14 protein-coding genes and 2 pseudogenes are annotated in these 19,250 nt (G+C 38.9%); 14 read left to right on the top strand and 2 right to left on the bottom strand.

Features of this window, described 5'->3' with window-relative positions; genetic code table 11:
• The first annotated feature begins 23 nt into the window (after positions 1–23).
• Positions 24–1,358, top strand: coding sequence for a dipeptidase (locus tag HMPREF3249_RS08715; RefSeq protein WP_049533616.1), 1,335 nt, complete (start codon positions 24–26; stop codon positions 1,356–1,358).
• A 142-nt stretch (positions 1,359–1,500) separates the two neighbouring features.
• Here the strand turns inward: HMPREF3249_RS08715 and HMPREF3249_RS08710 are convergent, their stop codons facing one another.
• The gene (locus HMPREF3249_RS08710; RefSeq protein ID WP_003037450.1) at positions 1,501–1,974 is read right to left on the bottom strand and encodes an arginine repressor; all 474 of its coding nucleotides are present in this window, start codon (positions 1,972–1,974) and stop codon (positions 1,501–1,503) included.
• 10 nt (positions 1,975–1,984) lie between these two features.
• The gene (queA, locus tag HMPREF3249_RS08705) at positions 1,985–3,013 is read right to left on the bottom strand and encodes a tRNA preQ1(34) S-adenosylmethionine ribosyltransferase-isomerase QueA (protein ID WP_070867568.1); all 1,029 of its coding nucleotides are present in this window, start codon (positions 3,011–3,013) and stop codon (positions 1,985–1,987) included.
• A 306-nt stretch (positions 3,014–3,319) separates the two neighbouring features.
• On the opposite strand from queA, the gene HMPREF3249_RS08700 reads away from it, so the two are divergent.
• From HMPREF3249_RS08700 to HMPREF3249_RS08640, 13 genes and pseudogenes are all read left to right on the top strand, one after another.
• The gene (locus tag HMPREF3249_RS08700) at positions 3,320–4,027 is read left to right on the top strand and encodes a glucosamine-6-phosphate deaminase (RefSeq protein ID WP_059220529.1); all 708 of its coding nucleotides are present in this window, start codon (positions 3,320–3,322) and stop codon (positions 4,025–4,027) included.
• Positions 4,028–4,143: 116 nt separating this feature from the next.
• The gene (locus tag HMPREF3249_RS08695) at positions 4,144–5,517 is read left to right on the top strand and encodes a DUF1958 domain-containing protein (protein ID WP_059220530.1); all 1,374 of its coding nucleotides are present in this window, start codon (positions 4,144–4,146) and stop codon (positions 5,515–5,517) included.
• 76 nt (positions 5,518–5,593) lie between these two features.
• A complete protein-coding gene (locus HMPREF3249_RS08690) occupies positions 5,594–6,763 on the top strand; it encodes an MFS transporter (RefSeq protein WP_059220531.1) in 1,170 nt (389 codons plus the stop codon).
• 294 nt (positions 6,764–7,057) lie between these two features.
• Positions 7,058–8,044, top strand: a pseudogene (locus HMPREF3249_RS08685) (6-phospho-beta-glucosidase); the annotation flags it as partial.
• Positions 8,038–8,334, top strand: a pseudogene (gene celB / locus HMPREF3249_RS08680) (PTS cellobiose transporter subunit IIC); the annotation flags it as partial. The pseudogenes HMPREF3249_RS08685 and celB, both read left to right, overlap by 7 nt.
• 88 nt (positions 8,335–8,422) lie before the next feature.
• Entirely contained in the window at positions 8,423–9,448 is a 1,026-nt protein-coding gene (locus HMPREF3249_RS08675) for a competence protein CoiA (RefSeq protein ID WP_049533611.1), read from the top strand.
• On the top strand, positions 9,400–11,202 hold the full coding sequence (pepF, locus tag HMPREF3249_RS08670) for an oligoendopeptidase F (RefSeq protein ID WP_059220533.1): 1,803 nt from the start codon (positions 9,400–9,402) through the stop codon (positions 11,200–11,202). Before HMPREF3249_RS08675 ends, pepF begins: the two co-directional genes overlap by 49 nt.
• Position 11,203: 1 nt before the next feature.
• Complete coding sequence (locus tag HMPREF3249_RS08665; RefSeq protein ID WP_059220535.1) at positions 11,204–11,887, top strand: O-methyltransferase; 684 nt, start codon at positions 11,204–11,206, stop codon at positions 11,885–11,887.
• A gap of 106 nt (positions 11,888–11,993) precedes the next feature.
• Positions 11,994–12,932 carry a peptidylprolyl isomerase PrsA gene (gene prsA, locus HMPREF3249_RS08660; protein WP_059220537.1) on the top strand — a complete coding sequence of 313 codons (939 nt, stop codon included), beginning with the start codon at positions 11,994–11,996 and terminating at the stop codon, positions 12,930–12,932.
• Positions 12,933–13,070: 138 nt separating this feature from the next.
• Positions 13,071–13,640 (top strand): LURP-one-related/scramblase family protein, encoded by a 570-nt coding sequence (locus HMPREF3249_RS08655; protein ID WP_180363204.1) that lies wholly within the window; start codon positions 13,071–13,073, stop codon positions 13,638–13,640.
• Between the two features lie 54 nt (positions 13,641–13,694).
• Positions 13,695–16,313 carry an alanine--tRNA ligase gene (gene alaS / locus HMPREF3249_RS08650; protein WP_059220539.1) on the top strand — a complete coding sequence of 873 codons (2,619 nt, stop codon included), beginning with the start codon at positions 13,695–13,697 and terminating at the stop codon, positions 16,311–16,313.
• 452 nt (positions 16,314–16,765) lie between these two features.
• Positions 16,766–18,100: an SPFH domain-containing protein gene (locus tag HMPREF3249_RS08645; protein WP_059220542.1), complete on the top strand. Its 1,335-nt coding sequence runs from the start codon at positions 16,766–16,768 to the stop codon at positions 18,098–18,100.
• Between the two features lie 49 nt (positions 18,101–18,149).
• Positions 18,150–19,235 carry a TFIIB-type zinc ribbon-containing protein gene (locus HMPREF3249_RS08640; RefSeq protein WP_059220544.1) on the top strand — a complete coding sequence of 362 codons (1,086 nt, stop codon included), beginning with the start codon at positions 18,150–18,152 and terminating at the stop codon, positions 19,233–19,235.
• Positions 19,236–19,250 lie beyond the last annotated feature (15 nt).

Here is a 19,250-nt window from a genome sequence, read left to right as displayed (position 1 = left end):
AGGAAAATAACGAGGTGTTCTTTATGAAACAATTTTTAACTGAAGAAATTAAGTCTGATTATTTAGAATCGCTGAAAACAATCGTTTCCTACCCATCAGTTCTTAATGAAGGAGAAAACGGAACACCTTTCGGACAATCTATTCAAAACGTCTTAGAAAAAATGCTAGAGATCACTAGGAGTTTAGGTTTTAAAACTTACATTGATCCTCAAGGCTATTATGGATATGCAGAAATCGGTCAGGGAGAAGAACTCCTGGCCGTTCTCTGCCATTTAGACGTTGTTCCTGCGGGAGATTTGTCTGATTGGGAAACTCCTCCATTTGAAGCGACGATAAAAGATGGTTGGATACATGGGCGTGGGGTTCAGGACGATAAAGGTCCGTCCCTAGCTGCACTTTATGCTGTTAAAGCACTGATGGATGCGGGTGTGACATTTAACAAACGGATTCGTTTTATCTATGGTACAGACGAAGAAACGCTGTGGCGCTGTATGGCTCGTTACAATGAGCTAGAAGAAACAGCAACACTTGGTTTTGCGCCTGACTCATCTTTTCCATTAACCTATGCCGAAAAAGGATTGCTGCAAATTAAATTGCATGGTCCTGGTTCACAAGCGCTTGCTATCGAGGCAGGAGAAGCCTTTAATGTTGTACCTGCAAAAGCAAGCTATACGGGAAATTTAGCAGATTCGTTAGAAGCAGAGTTAAAAAAAGCTACATTTGAATATGAACGGTCAGGCGATACAGTCACTGTCATCGGTGTTCCTAAGCATTCAAAAGATGCGGCTGAAGGAGTGAACGCCATTGTACGTTTGACTACAGGACTAAATCCGCTTGTTCAACACTCTGCCATTCAATTTATCGCTGAAGTAGTTGGGGAAGATGCCACAGGCAGCCGCTTGTTTGGTGAAATTTCAGATGAGCCTTCAGGAACCTTGTCCTTCAATATCTCTGGATTAACCATAAATCCAGACAAGTCTGAAATTCGGATTGACATGCGGATTCCAGTTCTTGCAGACAAAAATAAATTAGTACAAGAATTAAGCCAAATTGCTGAAAAATATCAATTGCGTTATGAAGAGTTTGACTATCTTGCACCATTATATGTGCCGCTTGATAGTGAATTGGTCAGCACGTTAATGGCTGTCTATAAAGAAAAAACCAATGATGACAGTCCTGCTGTATCCTCTGGTGGTGCTACATTTGCTCGCACCATGCCAAATTGCGTGGCCTTTGGTGCACTTTTCCCTGGTGCTTTGCAAACAGAACATCAAGCTAATGAACGAACTGTGATTGAGGATTTGTATAAAGCAATGGATATCTATGCTAAAACGATTTATCGCTTAGCTGTAGAATAGTTAGAAGAAAGTAGAAGTGAGAATGAACTTGTAAATTGTACAAGAATTCATTTTTCACCTGGCTAGTAGTTAATTATTAAGACAATACGGTATTACTAACTAAAATAAAGCTACGACTGGATAAAAATCCAGCCATAGCTTTTTAATCTTTACTAAAGAAGAACGGGGGTGCAAATTGTTTTAATTTGTTAAAACAGTCTTGTGCTTTTTGATTGTCCTCGCAGATAATCAAGCAGACATCATCACCGCAGACCGTTGCGACAATTTCGGAAAATTCTAGAGCATCTAAGATAGAGCCGAATGATTGTGCCAATCCAGGAAGAGTTTTCATGACAACTTGATGTTGAACAGGACGCAACATAATCAAGGCATCTTCCATATAGAGACGCAGCCGTTTTTCCCAGCGTGAAGGTGCCATGCTATTGATAATATAATAAGAAATATCTGCTTCGTGTACTTTTACTAAGTTCAAAGCTTTAATGTCTCGAGAAAGTGTGGATTGCGTCACTGTAACGCCATTTGCTGAAAGCAAATCTTGTAATTCTTGTTGTGTGTGAATTTTTTTCTCTAGGACAAGCGAGCGAATGAGTCGATGACGACTTTCAATTTTATTCATATTTCACCTATTATTTTATAAACATGGCATCGCCAAAACTGAAAAAGCGATATTTTTCATCAATGGCATGCTGATAAGCAGAGAGCACTAATTCTCTGCCCGCAAATGCTGAGACGAGCATGACAAGAGTGGACTTAGGTAAGTGGAAATTGGTAGAAAAGGCATCCACCACTTTCCAATCATAACCTGGTTTGATAAAGATATTGGTCCAGCCAGAGTCAGCTTTGATTTCCCCATTAAATTTTGAACCGATTGTCTCCAGTGTACGGATAGAAGTTGTTCCAACTGCAACGACACGATGTCCACTAGCTTTAACTTGTCGAAGCGTGTTAGCTGCCTCTTCAGACAATGTATAGAATTCTGAGTGCATCTCGTGTTCGTCTACATTATCTACAGAGACAGGACGAAAGGTTCCTAGCCCGACATGAAGCGTCAGATAGACTAATTTCACACCTTTGGCTTCAATCTGAGCCAGCAGCTCTTTGGTAAAATGAAGCCCGGCAGTAGGAGCAGCAGCTGAGCCATTTTCTTTAGCATAAACAGTCTGATAGCGCTCACGGTCTTTTAGCTTTTCATGAATATAAGGCGGTAAAGGCATTTCACCGAGACTTTCAAGCACTTCTAAGAAAATGCCTTGGTAATGGAAACGTACAATTCGTCCGCCGTGTTCTAATTCTTCTAAAACAGTTGCTGTTAAGCGTCCGTCGCCAAAAGATATAGCTGCTCCGACTTTTAAGCGCTTGGCTGGCTTCGCTAGCACTTCCCAATCATCCCCTGCGATGTTTTTCAACAGTAGTAATTCAACATGTCCGCCTGTTTCAGGTTTTTCACCATGAAGGCGTGCTGGTAAGACGCGCGTATCATTCATAACCAAAGCGTCTTCTGGATTTAATTGGTCGATAATGGCATCAAAGTGAGTATCTTCCATTTGACCAGTTTCGTGATTGACTACTAAAAGGCGGGAAGCATCTCGCTTTTCTAAAGGTGTTTGTGCGATTAACTCTTCTGGTAAATGAAAGTCAAAGTCAGCAGTATTCATACATTCTCCTTAAGCTGTAAATAAAATCCATAATGAATAACAAGAAGCAATAAGTGGCAGGCACATGAGTAAAATACCTAAAATCAGTAAGGTATAATGCCACATTCGCTTGGTTTTGAGAAGGAGTGCAGTTATGACAAAAGCAACTCCTAACAAAAATAAACAGAATAAATAGACTAACATTCTTCTATTATAACACGATTTTTCTTGCAAACAAGCTCGTACTCTTTAAAAAGGAATAAATTCTCTTGACAAAAATTGGTCTATACCATATAATGTAATTAAGTAAAGAAAAGGGGGTTAGCGATGAGAATTATTCAAGTGGAAAATCAAGTAGACGGTGGTAGAGTAGCTTTTGAATTATTAAAAGAAAAATTAGCGAAAGGAGCTAAAACGTTAGGCTTAGCGACAGGTAGCAGTCCTTTGAGTTTTTACGAGCAAATTGTTGAAAGTGATCTTGACTTGACAGATTTAACAAGTGTGAATTTGGACGAGTACATCGGGCTAAGTGGAGAAAATCCTCAGTCATATCGCTATTTCATGCAGGAGCATTTGTTTGATAAAAAACCATTTAAGGAAAGCTTCTTGCCAAATGGTGTTGCAGAAAATGCGGAAACAGAAATCAAACGCTACAATCACGTTCTGGCAGAGCATCCTGTTGATTTGCAAATTTTAGGAATTGGCACAAATGGTCATATTGGTTTTAATGAGCCGGGAACGAGTCTTGACAGTACGGTTCATGTAGTGGATTTGGAGCAATCAACCATTGAAGCCAATGCTCGTTTCTTTGACAAGATAGAAGATGTGCCAACTCAAGCTTACTCAATGGGCATTCAAAATATTCTCAATGCAAAGTCCATTATTTTATTTGCTTATGGTGCTTCAAAAGCAAAAGCGATTGCAGGAACCGTGGAAGGACCGATTACAGAAGAACTACCAGGAAGCGTCCTTCAAAAACATGAAGATGTTGTCATTATCGCAGATAAAGAAGCTTTAAGCATTTTGAAAAAATAAGCATCTATTTCCTATCTAATTTTTAGGTAGGTTTTTTGACATTTTGGAAAAAGTTCGTTATCTTATGAATAAAGTGTGTTATACTAGAAGATAAGTGAAAACTTAGGAGGATTCTAGTGAAAAAGCTGTTAGCTATTATTTGTCTTTTTGTGTTGTATGTGGGAGTAACTGCTGCTCGCGCAGATGAGTTGGTTGATATGGCACAAAAAATGTATCCAAACGAGAAGATCAATCCAATCAATCGACCTAAATCGTCCTTGATTGTAGATGCTAATACGGGAAACATTCTTTGGCAAGACAATATTGATGAAGTTCGTGATCCTGCCAGTATGAGCAAATTGATGACCTTGTATTTAGTTTTTGAAGCAATTCAGCAAGGAAAGTTGAGCGAAAATACAGTTATCAAAGCAACACCACGTGATGAAGCAATTGCCAAAATTTACGAAATTTCCAACAATAAAATTGTGGCAGGAGTAGATTATACTGTTTCTGAATTGATTACGATGACAGCTGTTCCATCTTCAAATGCGACAACTGTCATGTTAGCCAATTATTTATCTAACAATGATCCAGATACATTTTTGGATATGATGAATGCCAAGGCAAAAGAATTGGGTATGACCAATACAAAATGGTTCAATGCTAGCGGAGCTGCAGCTGTTTCTTTCAAAGGCTTGTATACTCCACAACGGTATGATAACAACGCAGCTAATCAGACAACAGCGCGCGATTTAGCCATTTTAGGATACCATTTCGTCAAGAATTATCCAAATATTTTAAATTACACCAATAAACCAGTCGTAACGGTGAAAAAGGGAACGCCGTATGAAGAAACCTTTGAAACCTATAATTACTCACTTCCCGGTGCCAAATATGGCATCGAAGGCGTCGAAGGTTTAAAGACGGGGTCAAGTCCACGAGGAGCTTTTAATTACATCGCAACGATTAAACGAGGTAATCAGCGTTTGATTAGTGTTGTCATGGGAGTTGGAAATTGGGCTGATCAAGATGGAGAATATTATCGTCACCCATTTGGGAATGCTTTGATCGAAAAAGCCTATGCTGATTATGAATATAAAAAAGTTTTTAATGCTGGTGAGCGAAAAATCAATGGAAAGACCTATAAATTATCAAAAGATTTCTATGCCACAGTGAAAAAAGGAACTGCAGCAAAAACGGTTGTGGAAAATGGAGTATTGAAAAACGAGAATGGTTTGGAACAACTTTCTTCGCTCATTTCGAACGGAGAACATGTTACAGAAAAAGGAAGAACAACTAAAAACAGTACAGCTAAGTCAACTGTAAAAACTGCAACAGCAAAGTCTAGTGGAAAAAGTTTGAAGCGATTCTTTTTAGATTATCACATTCTGGTCGCAGTTCCGTTGCTCATTCTTTTGCTCATTGTCGTTTTTGAAGCAACGAAACGTAAGCAAAGAAGAAAACAGCGTACAACTAACGATACACAGCTATCTCGTCGTCAGAAACGTTAATCACTCATTGCAAAATAGAAAGCTCGATTGATTTATCCAATCGAGCTTTGTCACCTTTTTAGGGAGAAGGAAAATCATGTTTAGGAAATTTCAGAATAGCTATTTCGCTTATTTTTTAATGTATAATTTTTATTTTTTATCGTACTCATTGTTTTCAACTTTAATTTCTGTTTATATGTTGGATAAGGGGTACTCAGCTAGTCAAGTTTCACTTGTTGTCTCTGCCTCATTCTTTTCTTCTATGATTGTTCAGCCACTCATGGGGATTTTAAACGATAAGATTGGCATTAAAAAAGTGACCATTTATAGTTTTCTTCTGATTAATATAGCTGCAATATTTTTTATGCAAGCCAATAATCTTTTATTGTTGACAGTCTGGTATAGTGCTGTTTTAATGTTGGTCAATGGAGTCAATCCTGTTATGGATGTGTTGGCTGCTAGAAGCCCTTATACTTATGGGAAAATCCGTATCTGGGGTACTTTTGGTTATGCAATGGGCTCACAATTAGCAGGATTGATTTATAAATTCATCTCACCGCAAGCAATTTTCATCGTGTTTATCGGTATGATGTGTGTGAGTATTCTTGGGGTATTTGGGATTGACCCAAAACATAATCAAGGTTCAAAAAAAGCCACACAAATGAAAAATGACTCTTCTATTGGGAAAATTTTCAAAAACAAAACATATTTGTTTTATCTTCTTATCGTGGCACTCTATTCTGGAGTTGGAAATACAGGGCATACATATATCCCTTCTATGCTAGAGCATAGCGGTTTAAGTGTTAATATGGCGACAACTGTGGTAGCTATTTCTGTAATTTGCGAGTCGCCATTGATTTTCTTTTCTTATCTTTTTATGGATAAGGTTCCAATTAAAAAATTGCTCTATATTCCTTTGGGAATTTTGCTTTTACAGTATGTGATTTATGGATTGGATTTGGGGCTTACTTCCAAGATTCTCTTAACTTTAATGTCAAAGCATGCTACAGGTATGTTGTTGATTATGGTGACTTTGAAGATTGTCGCTAACATAGTAGATGAGAATTATTTGGTCACAGCTATTGCTTTGGTGCAGACAGCGCGCAATTTGGGAACCATTCTTATTCAAAATATTGCAGGAGATATTATTGATAAATCTGGCTATGAAATGATGAGTTTTTTCTTAGCTGGTGTAATGGTTCTAGTGCTTGTTTTAGCTTTCTTTTTGAAAGTACCAAACAAGTCAAATCAGAAATTGTTTGGTTAAGAGAAGTATAAAGGGACTGGATTTTTTCCAGCCCCTTTATTAAGTACTTTGTTACTTTTGATGTTTGAATGAAAAGAGGCATGTACAGATAATGGAATCAATAGCTCGATAGATAGCTAAAAATGATAGTCTAATAGTAAAAGGTGATATTAAATCAAGGGAAGTTCCGTTTATTAAAGTCTACCTATAAATACGAATCTATCATTTTTCCGCATTATTGTGGCAAAAATATAGATTTTAAAAGCGCTTTCTTAGATGTATAATGAAAATATCAAAATCAGGAGGACTTTAGATATGTCAACTTTTAAAGATGGATTTCTCTGGGGTGGAGCTGTTGCGGCACATCAACTGGAAGGTGGCTGGTAGGAAGGTGGAAAAGGTATCAGTGTGGCGGATGTTATGACCGCAACTCGTCACGGAGTGCCTCGGGAAATTACCCCAGGGGTCCTAGAAGGCAAGTACTATCCTAACCATGAGGCCATTGATTTTTATCATCGTTACAAGGGAGATATTGCTCTTTTTGCAGAGATGGGCTTCAAGTGTTTCCGGACTTCTATTGCCTGGACGCGGATTTTCCCTAAAGGAGATGAAATAGAGCCTAATGAAGCTGGTCTGCAATTTTATGATGACCTTTTTGACGAATGCCTCAAGTATGGTATTGAGCCTGTTATCACTTTGTCTCACTTTGAAATGCCTTATCATTTGGTAACTGAGTATGGTGGCTGGAAAAACCGTAAAGTGATTGACTTCTTTGTACGCTTTGCAGAAGTTGTTTTTGAGCGTTATAAGGATAAAGTCAAATACTGGATGACTTTCAATGAAATCAACAACCAAGCTAATTATCAGGAAGATTTTGATCCCTTCACCAACTCCGGGATTGTTTATAAAGAAGGCGATGATCGCGAAGCAATCATGTATCAGGCTGCTCACTATGAGTTAGTAGTTTCTGCGCGTGCAGTTAAGGTTGGTCACGAAATCAATCCTGACTTCCAAATCGGTTGCATGATTGCCATGTGCCCTATTTATCCGGCTACTTGTAATCCAAAGGATATTCTTATGGCTATGAAAGCTATGCAGAAGCGTTATTACTTTACAGACGTGCATGTCTTTGGTCGATATCCTGAGCATATTCTCAAATACTGGGAAAGAAAGGGAATCAAGGTGGACTTTAGCAAGCAGGATCAGGAAGATTTGCTGGCGGGCACTGTTGACTATATTGGCTTTAGCTACTATATGTCCTTTGCTATTGACTCCCATCGGGAAAATAATCCTTACTTCGACTTGTATATAATCCAATATTGACCGTTCCATTTATTTTGGCTCCCATCGTCTCTGCTTCGATTGGTTACTGGTCTGTTCAACTTGGACTAGCTGGTAAAGCGATTGCCCAAACACCATGGCCAACACCTATTGGTATTGGAGTATACGTTGGTTCAGGTGGTAATATTGGTGCCTTTGTGGTTGCACTTATCTGTGCTCTGGCTGCCTTTGTAATTTGGTATCCATTTATTAAGATGTATGATACTAAGTTGTACAAAGAAGAAATGAACGGTGCTGAAGCGATTCAATAAATTTGTTTCCCCTTATAAAAGATTTGAGAAACTTTTTCGGAAGTTTCTCTTTTTTGCGAATAATTTCAGTAAAAGGGGAAAATAATTTATGCTAATAGCTTGTCAGGAAAATGGGAACCTACTAAATGCTGTGGAAGATACGGTAAATCCGCTGGATAAATTTCTCTGTCCAGCTTGTTTGGAGGCGGTCCGTTTTAAAAAAGGAAGAGTCATGCGACCGCATTTTGCTCATATTTCTTTAAAAGACTGTCATTTTTATACGGAAAATGAAAGCGCAGAACACCTGAATTTGAAAGCTGCCTTGTTTACTTGGGCCAGAAAGTCTAATCATGCAGTTCAAGTGGAAGCGTATTTACCTAAATTGCAACAAATTGCAGATCTGTTAGTAGAGAAACAGATTGCGCTTGAAGTTCAATGCAGTTCGCTGAGTCAAAAGCGCTTAAAAGAGCGTACGGACAGTTATCATCAGCACGGTTATCATGTTCTTTGGCTATTAGGAAAGAAACTTTGGCTGAAAGATTCTTTAACTAATTTACAAAAAGATTTTCTTTATTTCAGTCAAAATATGGGCTTTTATCTGTGGGAATTGGATGATAAAAAGCAGGAGATTCGGCTCAAGTATCTGATTCACGAAGATTTGCATGGTCGAGCTCAATATAAGGTCCAGTCTTTTCCTTTTGGTCAGGGCAGCCTTTTGACTGTTCTGCGAACGCCCTTTCAACGGCAGGAGATGACCAGTTTTTTAGCAAAAGAGGATAAAAATATTTGCCGTTATGTTCGTCAACAGCTCTATTATCAACAACCTAAATGGATGAAATTACAGGCAGAATTGTATCAAGCGGGTGATAATTTATTGACTAAAACGGCTAGTGACTTTTATCCGCAGGTTCAGCCTGTTCGTGCCAGCTCTTTTTGTCAGATTTTTCAAGACCTCACACCTTATTACCAACAATTTTCAGCTTATTATGAAAAAAATAAAAATCTCCAAATTCTCTATCCCCCAGCTTTTTATGCAAAGATTTTTGGCAATATTTATGATAGAATAGGAAGGACGGAGGAAATTTTATGGCAAAACAAAGAAATGAAATTGAAGAAAAATACACTTGGGACCTAACAACGATTTTCCCAACAGATGAAGCTTTTGAGGCAGAGTTAAGTCAAGTTTCAAAAGAATTAAAAGGAGCCAGCAGCTTAGCAGGTCATCTTTTGGATTCGGCTGATAGCCTTTTAAAAACAACAGAAATCCAATTGGACTTAATGCGTCGCATAGAAAAGCTCTATTCCTATGCTCACATGAAAAATGACCAAGATACGCGCGTGGCAAAATACCAAGAATACCAAGCCAAGGGTATGGCTATTTATAGTGAATTCGGACAGGCCTTTGCTTTCTATGAACCAGAATTTATGGCAATCACAGACGAGCAATATCAGACTTTCTTAACTGAAAAGCCTGAATTGCAAATCTATCAGCACTTCTTTGATAAGCTACTGCAAAAGAAACCTCATATCCTTTCTCAGCGTGAGGAAGAATTGTTGGCAGGTGCTGGTGAAATCTTCAGTGCTGCGGGTGATACTTTTGGAATTTTGGACAATGCCGATATTGTCTTTCCAACCGTACACGACGAAGAAGGAAATGAAGTGCAATTGACGCACGGAAATTACATTAGTTTAGTGGAGTCGAAAAATCGTACAGTCCGCAAGGAAGCTTATGAAGCGCTTTACAGCGTCTATGAGCAATACCAACACACTTATGCTAAGACACTCCAAACGAATGTTAAAGTTCATAATTATAATGCCAAAGTTCGTAATTTTTCTTCTGCGCGTGAAGCTGCTTTGTCTGCTAACTTTATTCCAGAAAGTGTTTATGATAGCTTAGTGTCTGCGGTCAACAAACATTTGCCACTCTTACATCGCTATATTGCGCTACGTGCAAAGATTTTAGGTCTTTCTGATTTGAAAATGTACGACCTCTATACACCATTGTCAGAAGCAGATTACAAATTTACTTATGAGGAAGCCTTGACGAAAGCAGAAGAAGTCTTAGCTATCCTTGGAGAAGATTATCTAAGTCGAGTAAAAGAAGCCTTTTCAGATCGTTGGATTGATGTTTATGAAAACCAAGGCAAGCGCTCTGGGGCTTATTCTGGTGGTTCTTACGATACCAATGCTTTTATGTTGCTCAACTGGCAAGATACGTTGGACAATCTTTTTACGCTGGTTCATGAAACTGGTCACAGCATGCATTCCAGCTACACTCGTGAAAATCAGCCGTACGTTTACGGAGATTATTCTATTTTCTTAGCTGAGATTGCTTCTACGACCAATGAAAATATCCTTACGGAGAAATTATTGGAAGAAGTAGATGACGATCAAACCCGCTTTGCGATTCTGAATCATTTCTTGGACGGTTTCCGTGGAACTGTTTTCCGCCAAACTCAGTTTGCCGAGTTTGAACATGCCATTCACAAAGCTGACCAAGAAGGTCAAGTCTTGACGAGTGAATTTTTGAATGATTTGTACGCAGGTTTGAATGAAAAGTATTATGGTTTGACGAAAGAGGACAACCCACAAATTCAATACGAATGGGCACGGATTCCGCATTTCTACTATGATTACTATGTTTTCCAATACTCAACCGGTTTCTCAGCTGCTTCTGCCTTAGCTGATAAGATTGTTAACGGAACGCAAGAAGATAAAGAGAAGTATCTCAACTACTTGAAAGCAGGAAATTCTGATTATCCGCTAAATGTCATTAAAAAAGCTGGTGTAGATATGGAAAAAGAAGACTATCTCAATGCTACCTTTGCAGTCTTTGAGCGTCGTCTTGATGAATTTGAAGCACTCGTAGAAAAGTTAGGATTGGCATAAAATGGTCGAATCCTATAGTAAAAATGCTAATCACAATATGCGTCGTCCCGTTGTCAAAAAAGAAATCGTCGATTTTATGCGGACACGGCAAAAACAAGTTTCGGGCTCTTTAAAAGAGCTCGAAACTTTTGCTCATGCAGAAAATATTCCCATTATTCCTCATGAAACAGTTGCCTATTTTCGTTTTCTATTAGAAACTTTACAGCCAGAAAAGGTTTTGGAAATTGGAACAGCCATTGGCTTTTCAGCTCTTTTAATGGCAGAACATGCACCGCAGGCTCAAATTACAACGATTGATCGCAATCCAGAAATGATTGCTCTTGCTAAAGCGAACTTTGCTAAGTTTGATAAGCGCAAGCAAATTACATTGCTGGAAGGTGACGCAATGGATATTCTTCCTAGTTTGAAAGATTGCTATGACTTTGTCTTTATGGACTCTGCTAAGTCCAAATACGTTGTCTTTCTGCCGGAAGTTCTGAAGCGCCTTGCTTCAGGAGGGATTATCATCATAGATGATGTTTTTCAGGGTGGTGATATAGTGAAAGACATTAAGGAAGTGCGTCGAGGTCAACGAACTATTTATCGAGGGTTGCACCAATTATTTGATAAAACACTAGATCAACCTGACTTGACTGCAACTTTGTTGCCTCTTGGTGACGGCATTCTAATGATTAGAAAAGAATGAGATTCTTAATATTTTCCTAAACTTTCAAAGTTTTTAGGAAAATTTAAGATATTAAATCTATTTTATGGTACAATAAGAAAGTGAATTAAAAAAAGGAGTTTTCATAATGAAGAAAAAAATTCTAGCAGGAGCTATTACGCTTTTGTCAGTTGTAACATTAGCGGCGTGCTCGCAAGCTGGTGGTAAAGATATTATCACAATGAAAGGAAATACAATCACTGTCAATGATTTCTATAACAAAGTGAAAAATAATGCAGCCGCTCAACAAGTACTTCTCAATATGACCATTCAAGAAGTTTTTGAAAAGAGCTATGGTAAACATGTTACAGAAAAAGAAGTCAATGAAACGTTCAATAAGAGTAAGAGCACTTACGGAACTGCTTTCCAACAAGTATTGGCAAGAGCAGGATTGACGGAAGATACTTATCGTGAACAAATCAGAACCAATAAATTGGTCGAATATGCTGTCAAAAAAGCAGCTGAAAAAGAATTGACAGATGCAAATTATAAAAAAGCATACGAATCTTATACACCAGAAGTGACTGCTCAAATCATCAAAGTGGATAACCAAGACAAAGCAAAAGAAATATTGGAGAAAGCAAAAGCCGAAGGTGCTGATTTCGGACAGATTGCCAAAGAAAATTCTACAGATAAGAAGACAAAAGATAAGGGTGGCGAAGTGAAGTTTGACTCGGCTTCAACAGATGTTCCAGATGCTGTTAAAAAGGCTGCTTTTGCTCTTGAAGCAAACGGTATTTCGGATGTTATCACCGTTAAATCATCAACCTATTCTTCAAGTTATTACATTGTGAAACTAAATAGTAAGTCTGAAAAATCAGCGAATTGGAAAGACTATAAGAAACAACTGAAAAATGTTATCTTGACACAAAAGCAAAATGATCGAACCTTTATCCAAAAAATTGTTGCCAAAGAATTACAAGCAGCCAATATTAAAGTGAAAGATCAAGCTTTCCAAAGTCTATTCTCACAATATGTCAAGTCAGATAGCAAATCAACATCTAGTTCGTCATCTTCATCAAAATAAGTTGACGAAAAGCTCATAAGTGAGTATAATAGGACTATTGAGAATTGATTTTTGACCTCTTAGCCCAGAGAATTGGCGGTGCTGCAAGCCATGTAAGAACAAAAATCATGCTACTCAAAGAAAAAAATTGCATACATAATGAGAATGACAAGTTCATTGAATGAAGGTGGTACCGCGGTTTTTCGCCCTTCGTCTAGTGGACTTGTCTTTTTGCGAGGGATCGTCATGAAGACCTATCTTGTAAAACAAAAATTTCGCTTTGGTGGTGAGAAGTTTGACATCAAAGACGATCGTGGAAACATTGATTATCAAGTAGAGGGGAGCTTTTTAAAAATTCCCAAAACCTTTACGATTTATGATGACAAGGGTGAAGTAGTCAGCCAAATTCAAAAGACTGTGCTAACCTTCTTACCTCAATTTGAAATTCAATTGCGCAATGGTTCGAGTTTTTATATCCGTAAAAAGCTTACTTTTTTACGAGATAAATATGAATTTGATAACTTAGGTCTGCGCATCGAGGGGAATATCTGGGATTTGGAATTTCGTCTGCTGGATGCGCAAGGACAAGTGATTGCAGAGATTTCAAAAGAGCTCTTGCACCTGATGTCCACTTATCAAGTTGTAATTTATGAAGATGCCTATGCTGATTTAGTCATCTCTTTGTGTGTGGCTATTGACTATGTAGAAGCTTTTGAAAGTAGTTCTTAAAACTCACATGGGCAATAGAAAAATAAGTTTGAGAAATGTTTTAAGGAGAAGAAAATGAAACAATTATCAAGTGCTCAAGTACGCCAAATGTGGCTAGATTTTTGGGCTTCAAAAGGTCATGCTGTCGAACCGTCTGTTAGTCTAGTACCAGTCAATGACCCAACCTTGCTGTGGATTAATTCTGGGGTTGCAACGTTAAAGAAGTATTTTGATGGGACTATTATTCCAGAAAATCCACGGATTACCAATGCGCAGAAAGCGATTCGGACGAACGATATTGAAAATGTCGGAAAAACAGCGCGGCACCATACCATGTTTGAAATGTTAGGAAATTTTTCTATTGGTGATTATTTCCGTGATGAAGCGATTGAATGGGCTTTTGAGCTCTTGACTAGTCCTGACTGGTTTGATTTTCCAAAAGACAAGCTTTACATGACTTACTATCCAGATGATCATGATTCTTATAATCGTTGGATTTCAGTTGGTGTCGATCCAAGCCATTTGATTCCAATTGAGGACAATTTCTGGGAAATTGGGGCAGGACCTTCTGGGCCCGATACAGAAATCTTCTTTGACCGCGGGGAAGCATTTGATCCTGAACATCAAGGACTTCGTTTACTTGCAGAAGATATTGAAAATGATCGTTACATTGAAATTTGGAATATTGTTTTGTCTCAATTCAATGCTGATCCAGCTGTTCCACGAAGTGAATACAAGGAGTTGCCTCACAAAAATATTGATACGGGTGCAGGCTTAGAGCGTTTAGTGGCTGTCATCCAAGGGGCAAAAACAAATTTTGAAACAGACCTCTTTATGCCGATTATTCGTGAAGTAGAGAAATTATCTGGTAAGAATTACAATCCAGACGGTGACAATATGAGCTTTAAGGTCATTGCAGACCATATCCGCTCTCTGTCATTTGCTATTGGGGACGGCGCACTTCCAGGAAATGAAGGGCGGGGCTATGTTCTGCGTCGTTTGCTCCGTCGTGCTTCGATGCATGGTCAAAAATTAGGGATCAATGAGCCTTTCCTTTATAAACTCGTTCCAACTGTTGGAAAGATTATGGAAAGCTATTATCCAGAAGTGCTTGAAAAGCAAGATTTTATCGAAAAAATCATCAAAAGTGAAGAAGAATCCTTTGCTCGCACGCTTCATTCAGGTCAACACTTTGCACAAAGCATTGTAGAAGAGTTAAAGGCAAAAGGACAGTCTGTTATTTCAGGAACGGATGTCTTTAAACTGTATGATACTTATGGTTTCCCAGTAGAATTGACCGAAGAAATTGCTGAAGAAGCTGGTATGACAGTAGACCGCGAAGGCTTTGAAGCTGCCATGAAAGAGCAGCAAGAACGCGCACGGGCTAGTGTTGTTAAAGGTGGATCTATGGGCATGCAAAATGAAACCTTGCAAAACATTACAGCTGAAAGCCACTTTAACTATGAAAAAGAGGCTTTATTTGCGAAGTTGGTTGCGATTGTGGCAGCTGACGAAGAAGTTGAAGAAGTTTCAACTGGGAAGGCTTACCTTGTTTTTTCAGAGACACCATTTTATGCTGAAATGGGGGGACAAGTGGCAGACCATGGACACATTTTTGACTCTGAAGGTCAACTCATTGCCCAAGTTGTAGATGTTCAAAAAGCCCCAAATGGACAACCGCTCCATACGGTAGAAGTGGTAGCACCACTCACGCTAAACCAAGAATATAAGCTTGAAATTGACCACAATCGTCGTCATCGTGTTATGAAAAATCACACAGCGACACACTTACTTCATGCGGCTCTTCACAATGTTTTAGGTAAACACGCAACGCAAGCAGGCTCTCTTAATGAAGTAGAATTTCTTCGCTTTGACTTCACTCATTTCCAAGCAGTTACAGCAGAAGAACTACGTCGCATTGAGCAAGAAGTCAATGAAAAAATCTGGGAAGCCATTGACATCAAAACGATTGAAACAGACATTGATACGGCTAAAGAAATGGGAGCAATGGCTCTCTTCGGTGAAAAATACGGCAAAGAAGTTCGTGTGGTGACAATTGGAGATTATTCTATTGAGCTGTGTGGTGGTACTCACATGAAGAATACTTCTGAAATTGGTCTTTTTAAGATTGTCAAAGAAGAAGGAATTGGCTCAGGAACTCGTCGCATTCTTGCGGTAACCAGCAAAGAAGCATTTGAAGCGTATCGTCAGGAAGAAGATGCTTTGAAAGCTATTGCAACGACATTGAAAGTCCCACAAATGAAAGAAGTATCACGTAAGGTTGAAGCCTTGCAAGAACAACTTCGCCAATTGCAAAAAGAAAATGCTGAGCTGAAAGAAAAAGCCGCCGCCGCTGCTTCAGGTGAAGTCTTCAAGAATGTTCAGGAAGCTAATGGACACAGCTTTATTGCCAGCCAAGTTTCTGTATCTGATGCGGGTGCTCTACGCACTTTTGCAGACACTTGGAAACAAAAAGACTATTCAGACGTTCTTGTCCTTGTGGCAGCCATTGGTGAGAAAGTGAATGTTCTTGTGGCTAGCAAAACAAAAGATATTCACGCTGGCAATCTAATCAAGGAACTTGCTCCAATCGTAGCTGGTCGTGGTGGTGGTAAACCAGATATGGCTATGGCTGGAGGAAGCAACCAAGCAGCTATTCAAGAATTACTTACAGCTGTTCCTGAAAAATTGTAATGTCATATTACTTTAAGCGAGATAGATCTGTGCTTGTCTCTACAAGGATTTCAAAAAATGAAATCTAAGAGAGTTGCATAAAAATCATACAAAAAACGAACAGTTTCGATTTTCTGTTAGTCAGACCGTCGGAATTATTCGTTTTTTTATTTGTACGATTAAGTCATGGTGTTTTATAAAGACTTTTTGACTGAAAAAGATAGTTATTCCAATTTCCTTACGATTCACTTATATTTTTGATAGTTACAATTTTATAAAAATATGGTAAAATGGTTTTGAAGATAAAGCGCTTTCATACAGCTAATCGTGTTGCGATAAAAAGACAGATATTGCTAGTTAGCGTATGATTTTTTGTAAAAATTCACAAATTTATGACAAAGGAGATGATGTCGTTTAGTAGTACAGTTTAAGGTAGCGGGAACATGTTTTTTAAAGAGAGAAAGGAGATTCTTATGGGACTCATTAAAGCAGGAATTGGTGCCGTAGGCGGCGTATTGGCTGATCAATGGAAAGAATTCTTTTACTGTGATGCCATGGACAAGTCTGTCATGGTGGTCAAAGGACAAAAGCAAGTATCTGGACGTTCATCCAACACGAAAGGTAACGACAACATTATTTCGAATGGTTCTGGAATTGCTGTTGCAGACGGTCAGTGTATGATGATTGTCGAGCAGGGAAAAATTGTTGAAGTCTGTGCCGAGCCTGGTCAATTCACTTATGACACGTCTAGCGAGCCTAGTATTTTTACAGGTAATTTAGGCAATTCCATTAAGGAAACTTTTAAACAAATTGGAAAACGTTTCACTTATGGTGGTGATACAGGCAAAGATCAACGTGTTTACTATTTCAATACAAAAGAGCTGATTGATAATAAGTTTGGCACACCAAACCCAATTCCATTTCGTGTGGTGGATTCAAAAATCGGCTTAGATGTAGATGTTTCTGTCCGTTGCTCTGGTGTTTATTCTTATAAGATTGCAGACCCACTTCTTTTCTATACCAATGTCTGTGGCAATGTGGAAAAAGAATATTTGCGTGAAGAGTTAGAATCACAACTGAAAACAGAATTTATCAGTGCTCTTCAACCAGCATTCGCTGCATTGTCTGATTTAGAATTGCGACCAAATCAAATCGTTAGCCACAATACAGAACTTGAAAATGCCATGAATGAAGCGCTCTCTAGCAAATGGGGAGAACTGCGTGGCTTGAAAGTCATTAGTGTAGCTCTTGGTTCAGTAACTCTTCCAGACGAAGATGCTGAAATGATTAAGCAGGCTCAACGTGTGGCTATTATGAAGGATCCAACCATGGCAGCGGCTACCTTAGTTGGTGCGCAGGCAGATGCTATGAAAGCAGCGGCTGAAAATCCAGGTGGTGCGATGACTGGCTTTATGGGAGTAGGAATGGCAGCGGGCGCAGGCGGTATGAATGCTCAAAATCTTTTTGCGATGGGACAAGAGCAGGCCGCTAGTCAGCAAACGCAAACAGCGAGTGCAGCCTCTCAAACCCAAACTACTACGGATAAATGGACTTGTCCAAATGGACATGAAGCTTCAGGTAAATTCTGTCCTGAATGCGGTTCACCAAAACCTGTGAGTGACAGCTGGACTTGTACTTGTGGGACTATCAATAATGGTAAATTCTGTTCAAACTGTGGTCAACCGAAACCAGAAACCCGCCGTCAATACCGTTGCAGCAATTGTGGCTGGCAACCAGAAGATGCTTATAATCCACCTAAATTCTGCCCTGAATGTGGCAATATCTTTGATGAAAATGACCTTGTTTAAAACTTTTCTAACTATCTCATAGTTCGATGACAGTAGAAAGGAGATCATCATGGCTGATTTACAAGAATATAAATGTCCAAATTGTGGTGGTGCTCTTGAATTTAATAGTTCAATTCAGAAAATGAAGTGTCCTTATTGTGATTCCGAATTGGATATGTCAAGTTTGAAGGAATTGGATGAACAATTAAAAACCCAGACCGATGAAAATATGACTTGGAGTACGCAAGCTGGTGGTGAATGGGATACAGGCGAGATTGATCAACTGTCAGTTTATGTCTGTAAATCTTGTGGTGGTGAAATTGTTGCTGACGAGTCAACAGCAGCCACTTCCTGTCCATTCTGCGATAATCCTGTCGTTATGATGGGACGTTTTGCTGGTGATTTAAAGCCAGATTATGTGATTCCATTCAAATTAGATAAAAAGGCAGCAAAGGCGAGTCTGAATAAGCATCTCATGGGGAAACGTCTCTTGCCAAAAGTTTTTAAAGACCAAAATCATATTGATGAAGTAAAGGGGGTTTATGTTCCATTCTGGCTTTTTGACACAGAAGCAGATGCGGATGTTCATTATAAAGCAAGCAGGATTAGAACATGGAGTGATAGTGAGTATGACTATACCGAAACAAGCTATTTTTCAGTTATTCGTTCCGGTCAGTTAGCGTTTGAACATATCCCAGTAGACGGTTCAAGTAAATTGGATGATCAATTAATGGAATCCATTGAACCCTTTGATTTTTCAGAAGCTGTTGATTTTCAGACAGCTTACCTAGCAGGATACCTAGCAGATAAATATGATGTCGGAGCCGAGGAGAGCATTACTCATGCTAACAACCGTGTCAAGCAAAGCACGGAGGAAGCCTTTGAAGACACAGTTACGGGGTTTTCTACTGTTACCCCAGAATCTTCGAATATTCGCTTGATAAATGGTTCAACTAAGTATGTTCTCTATCCAGTTTGGCTCTTAAATACGACTTGGAAGGGCAAAAAGTTTGTCTTTGCGATGAATGGTCAGACTGGTAAATTCGTCGGAGATTTGCCCTTAGACAAGCAAGCTTATAGACGTTGGCTAATTGGACTGGGCGTGGCGGCAAGTTTAGTTAGTTATGCGGCTGTATGGATGATTCACTTACTGTAAGAAGGGAGGATAAGA

This window comes from Streptococcus sp. HMSC36C04, from assembly GCF_001839535.1.
GTDB classification, from domain to species: domain Bacteria; phylum Bacillota; class Bacilli; order Lactobacillales; family Streptococcaceae; genus Streptococcus; species Streptococcus hominis.
Note: the sequence above shows the minus strand (reverse complement) of the source record. Positions and strands in the feature narration are given on the sequence as shown.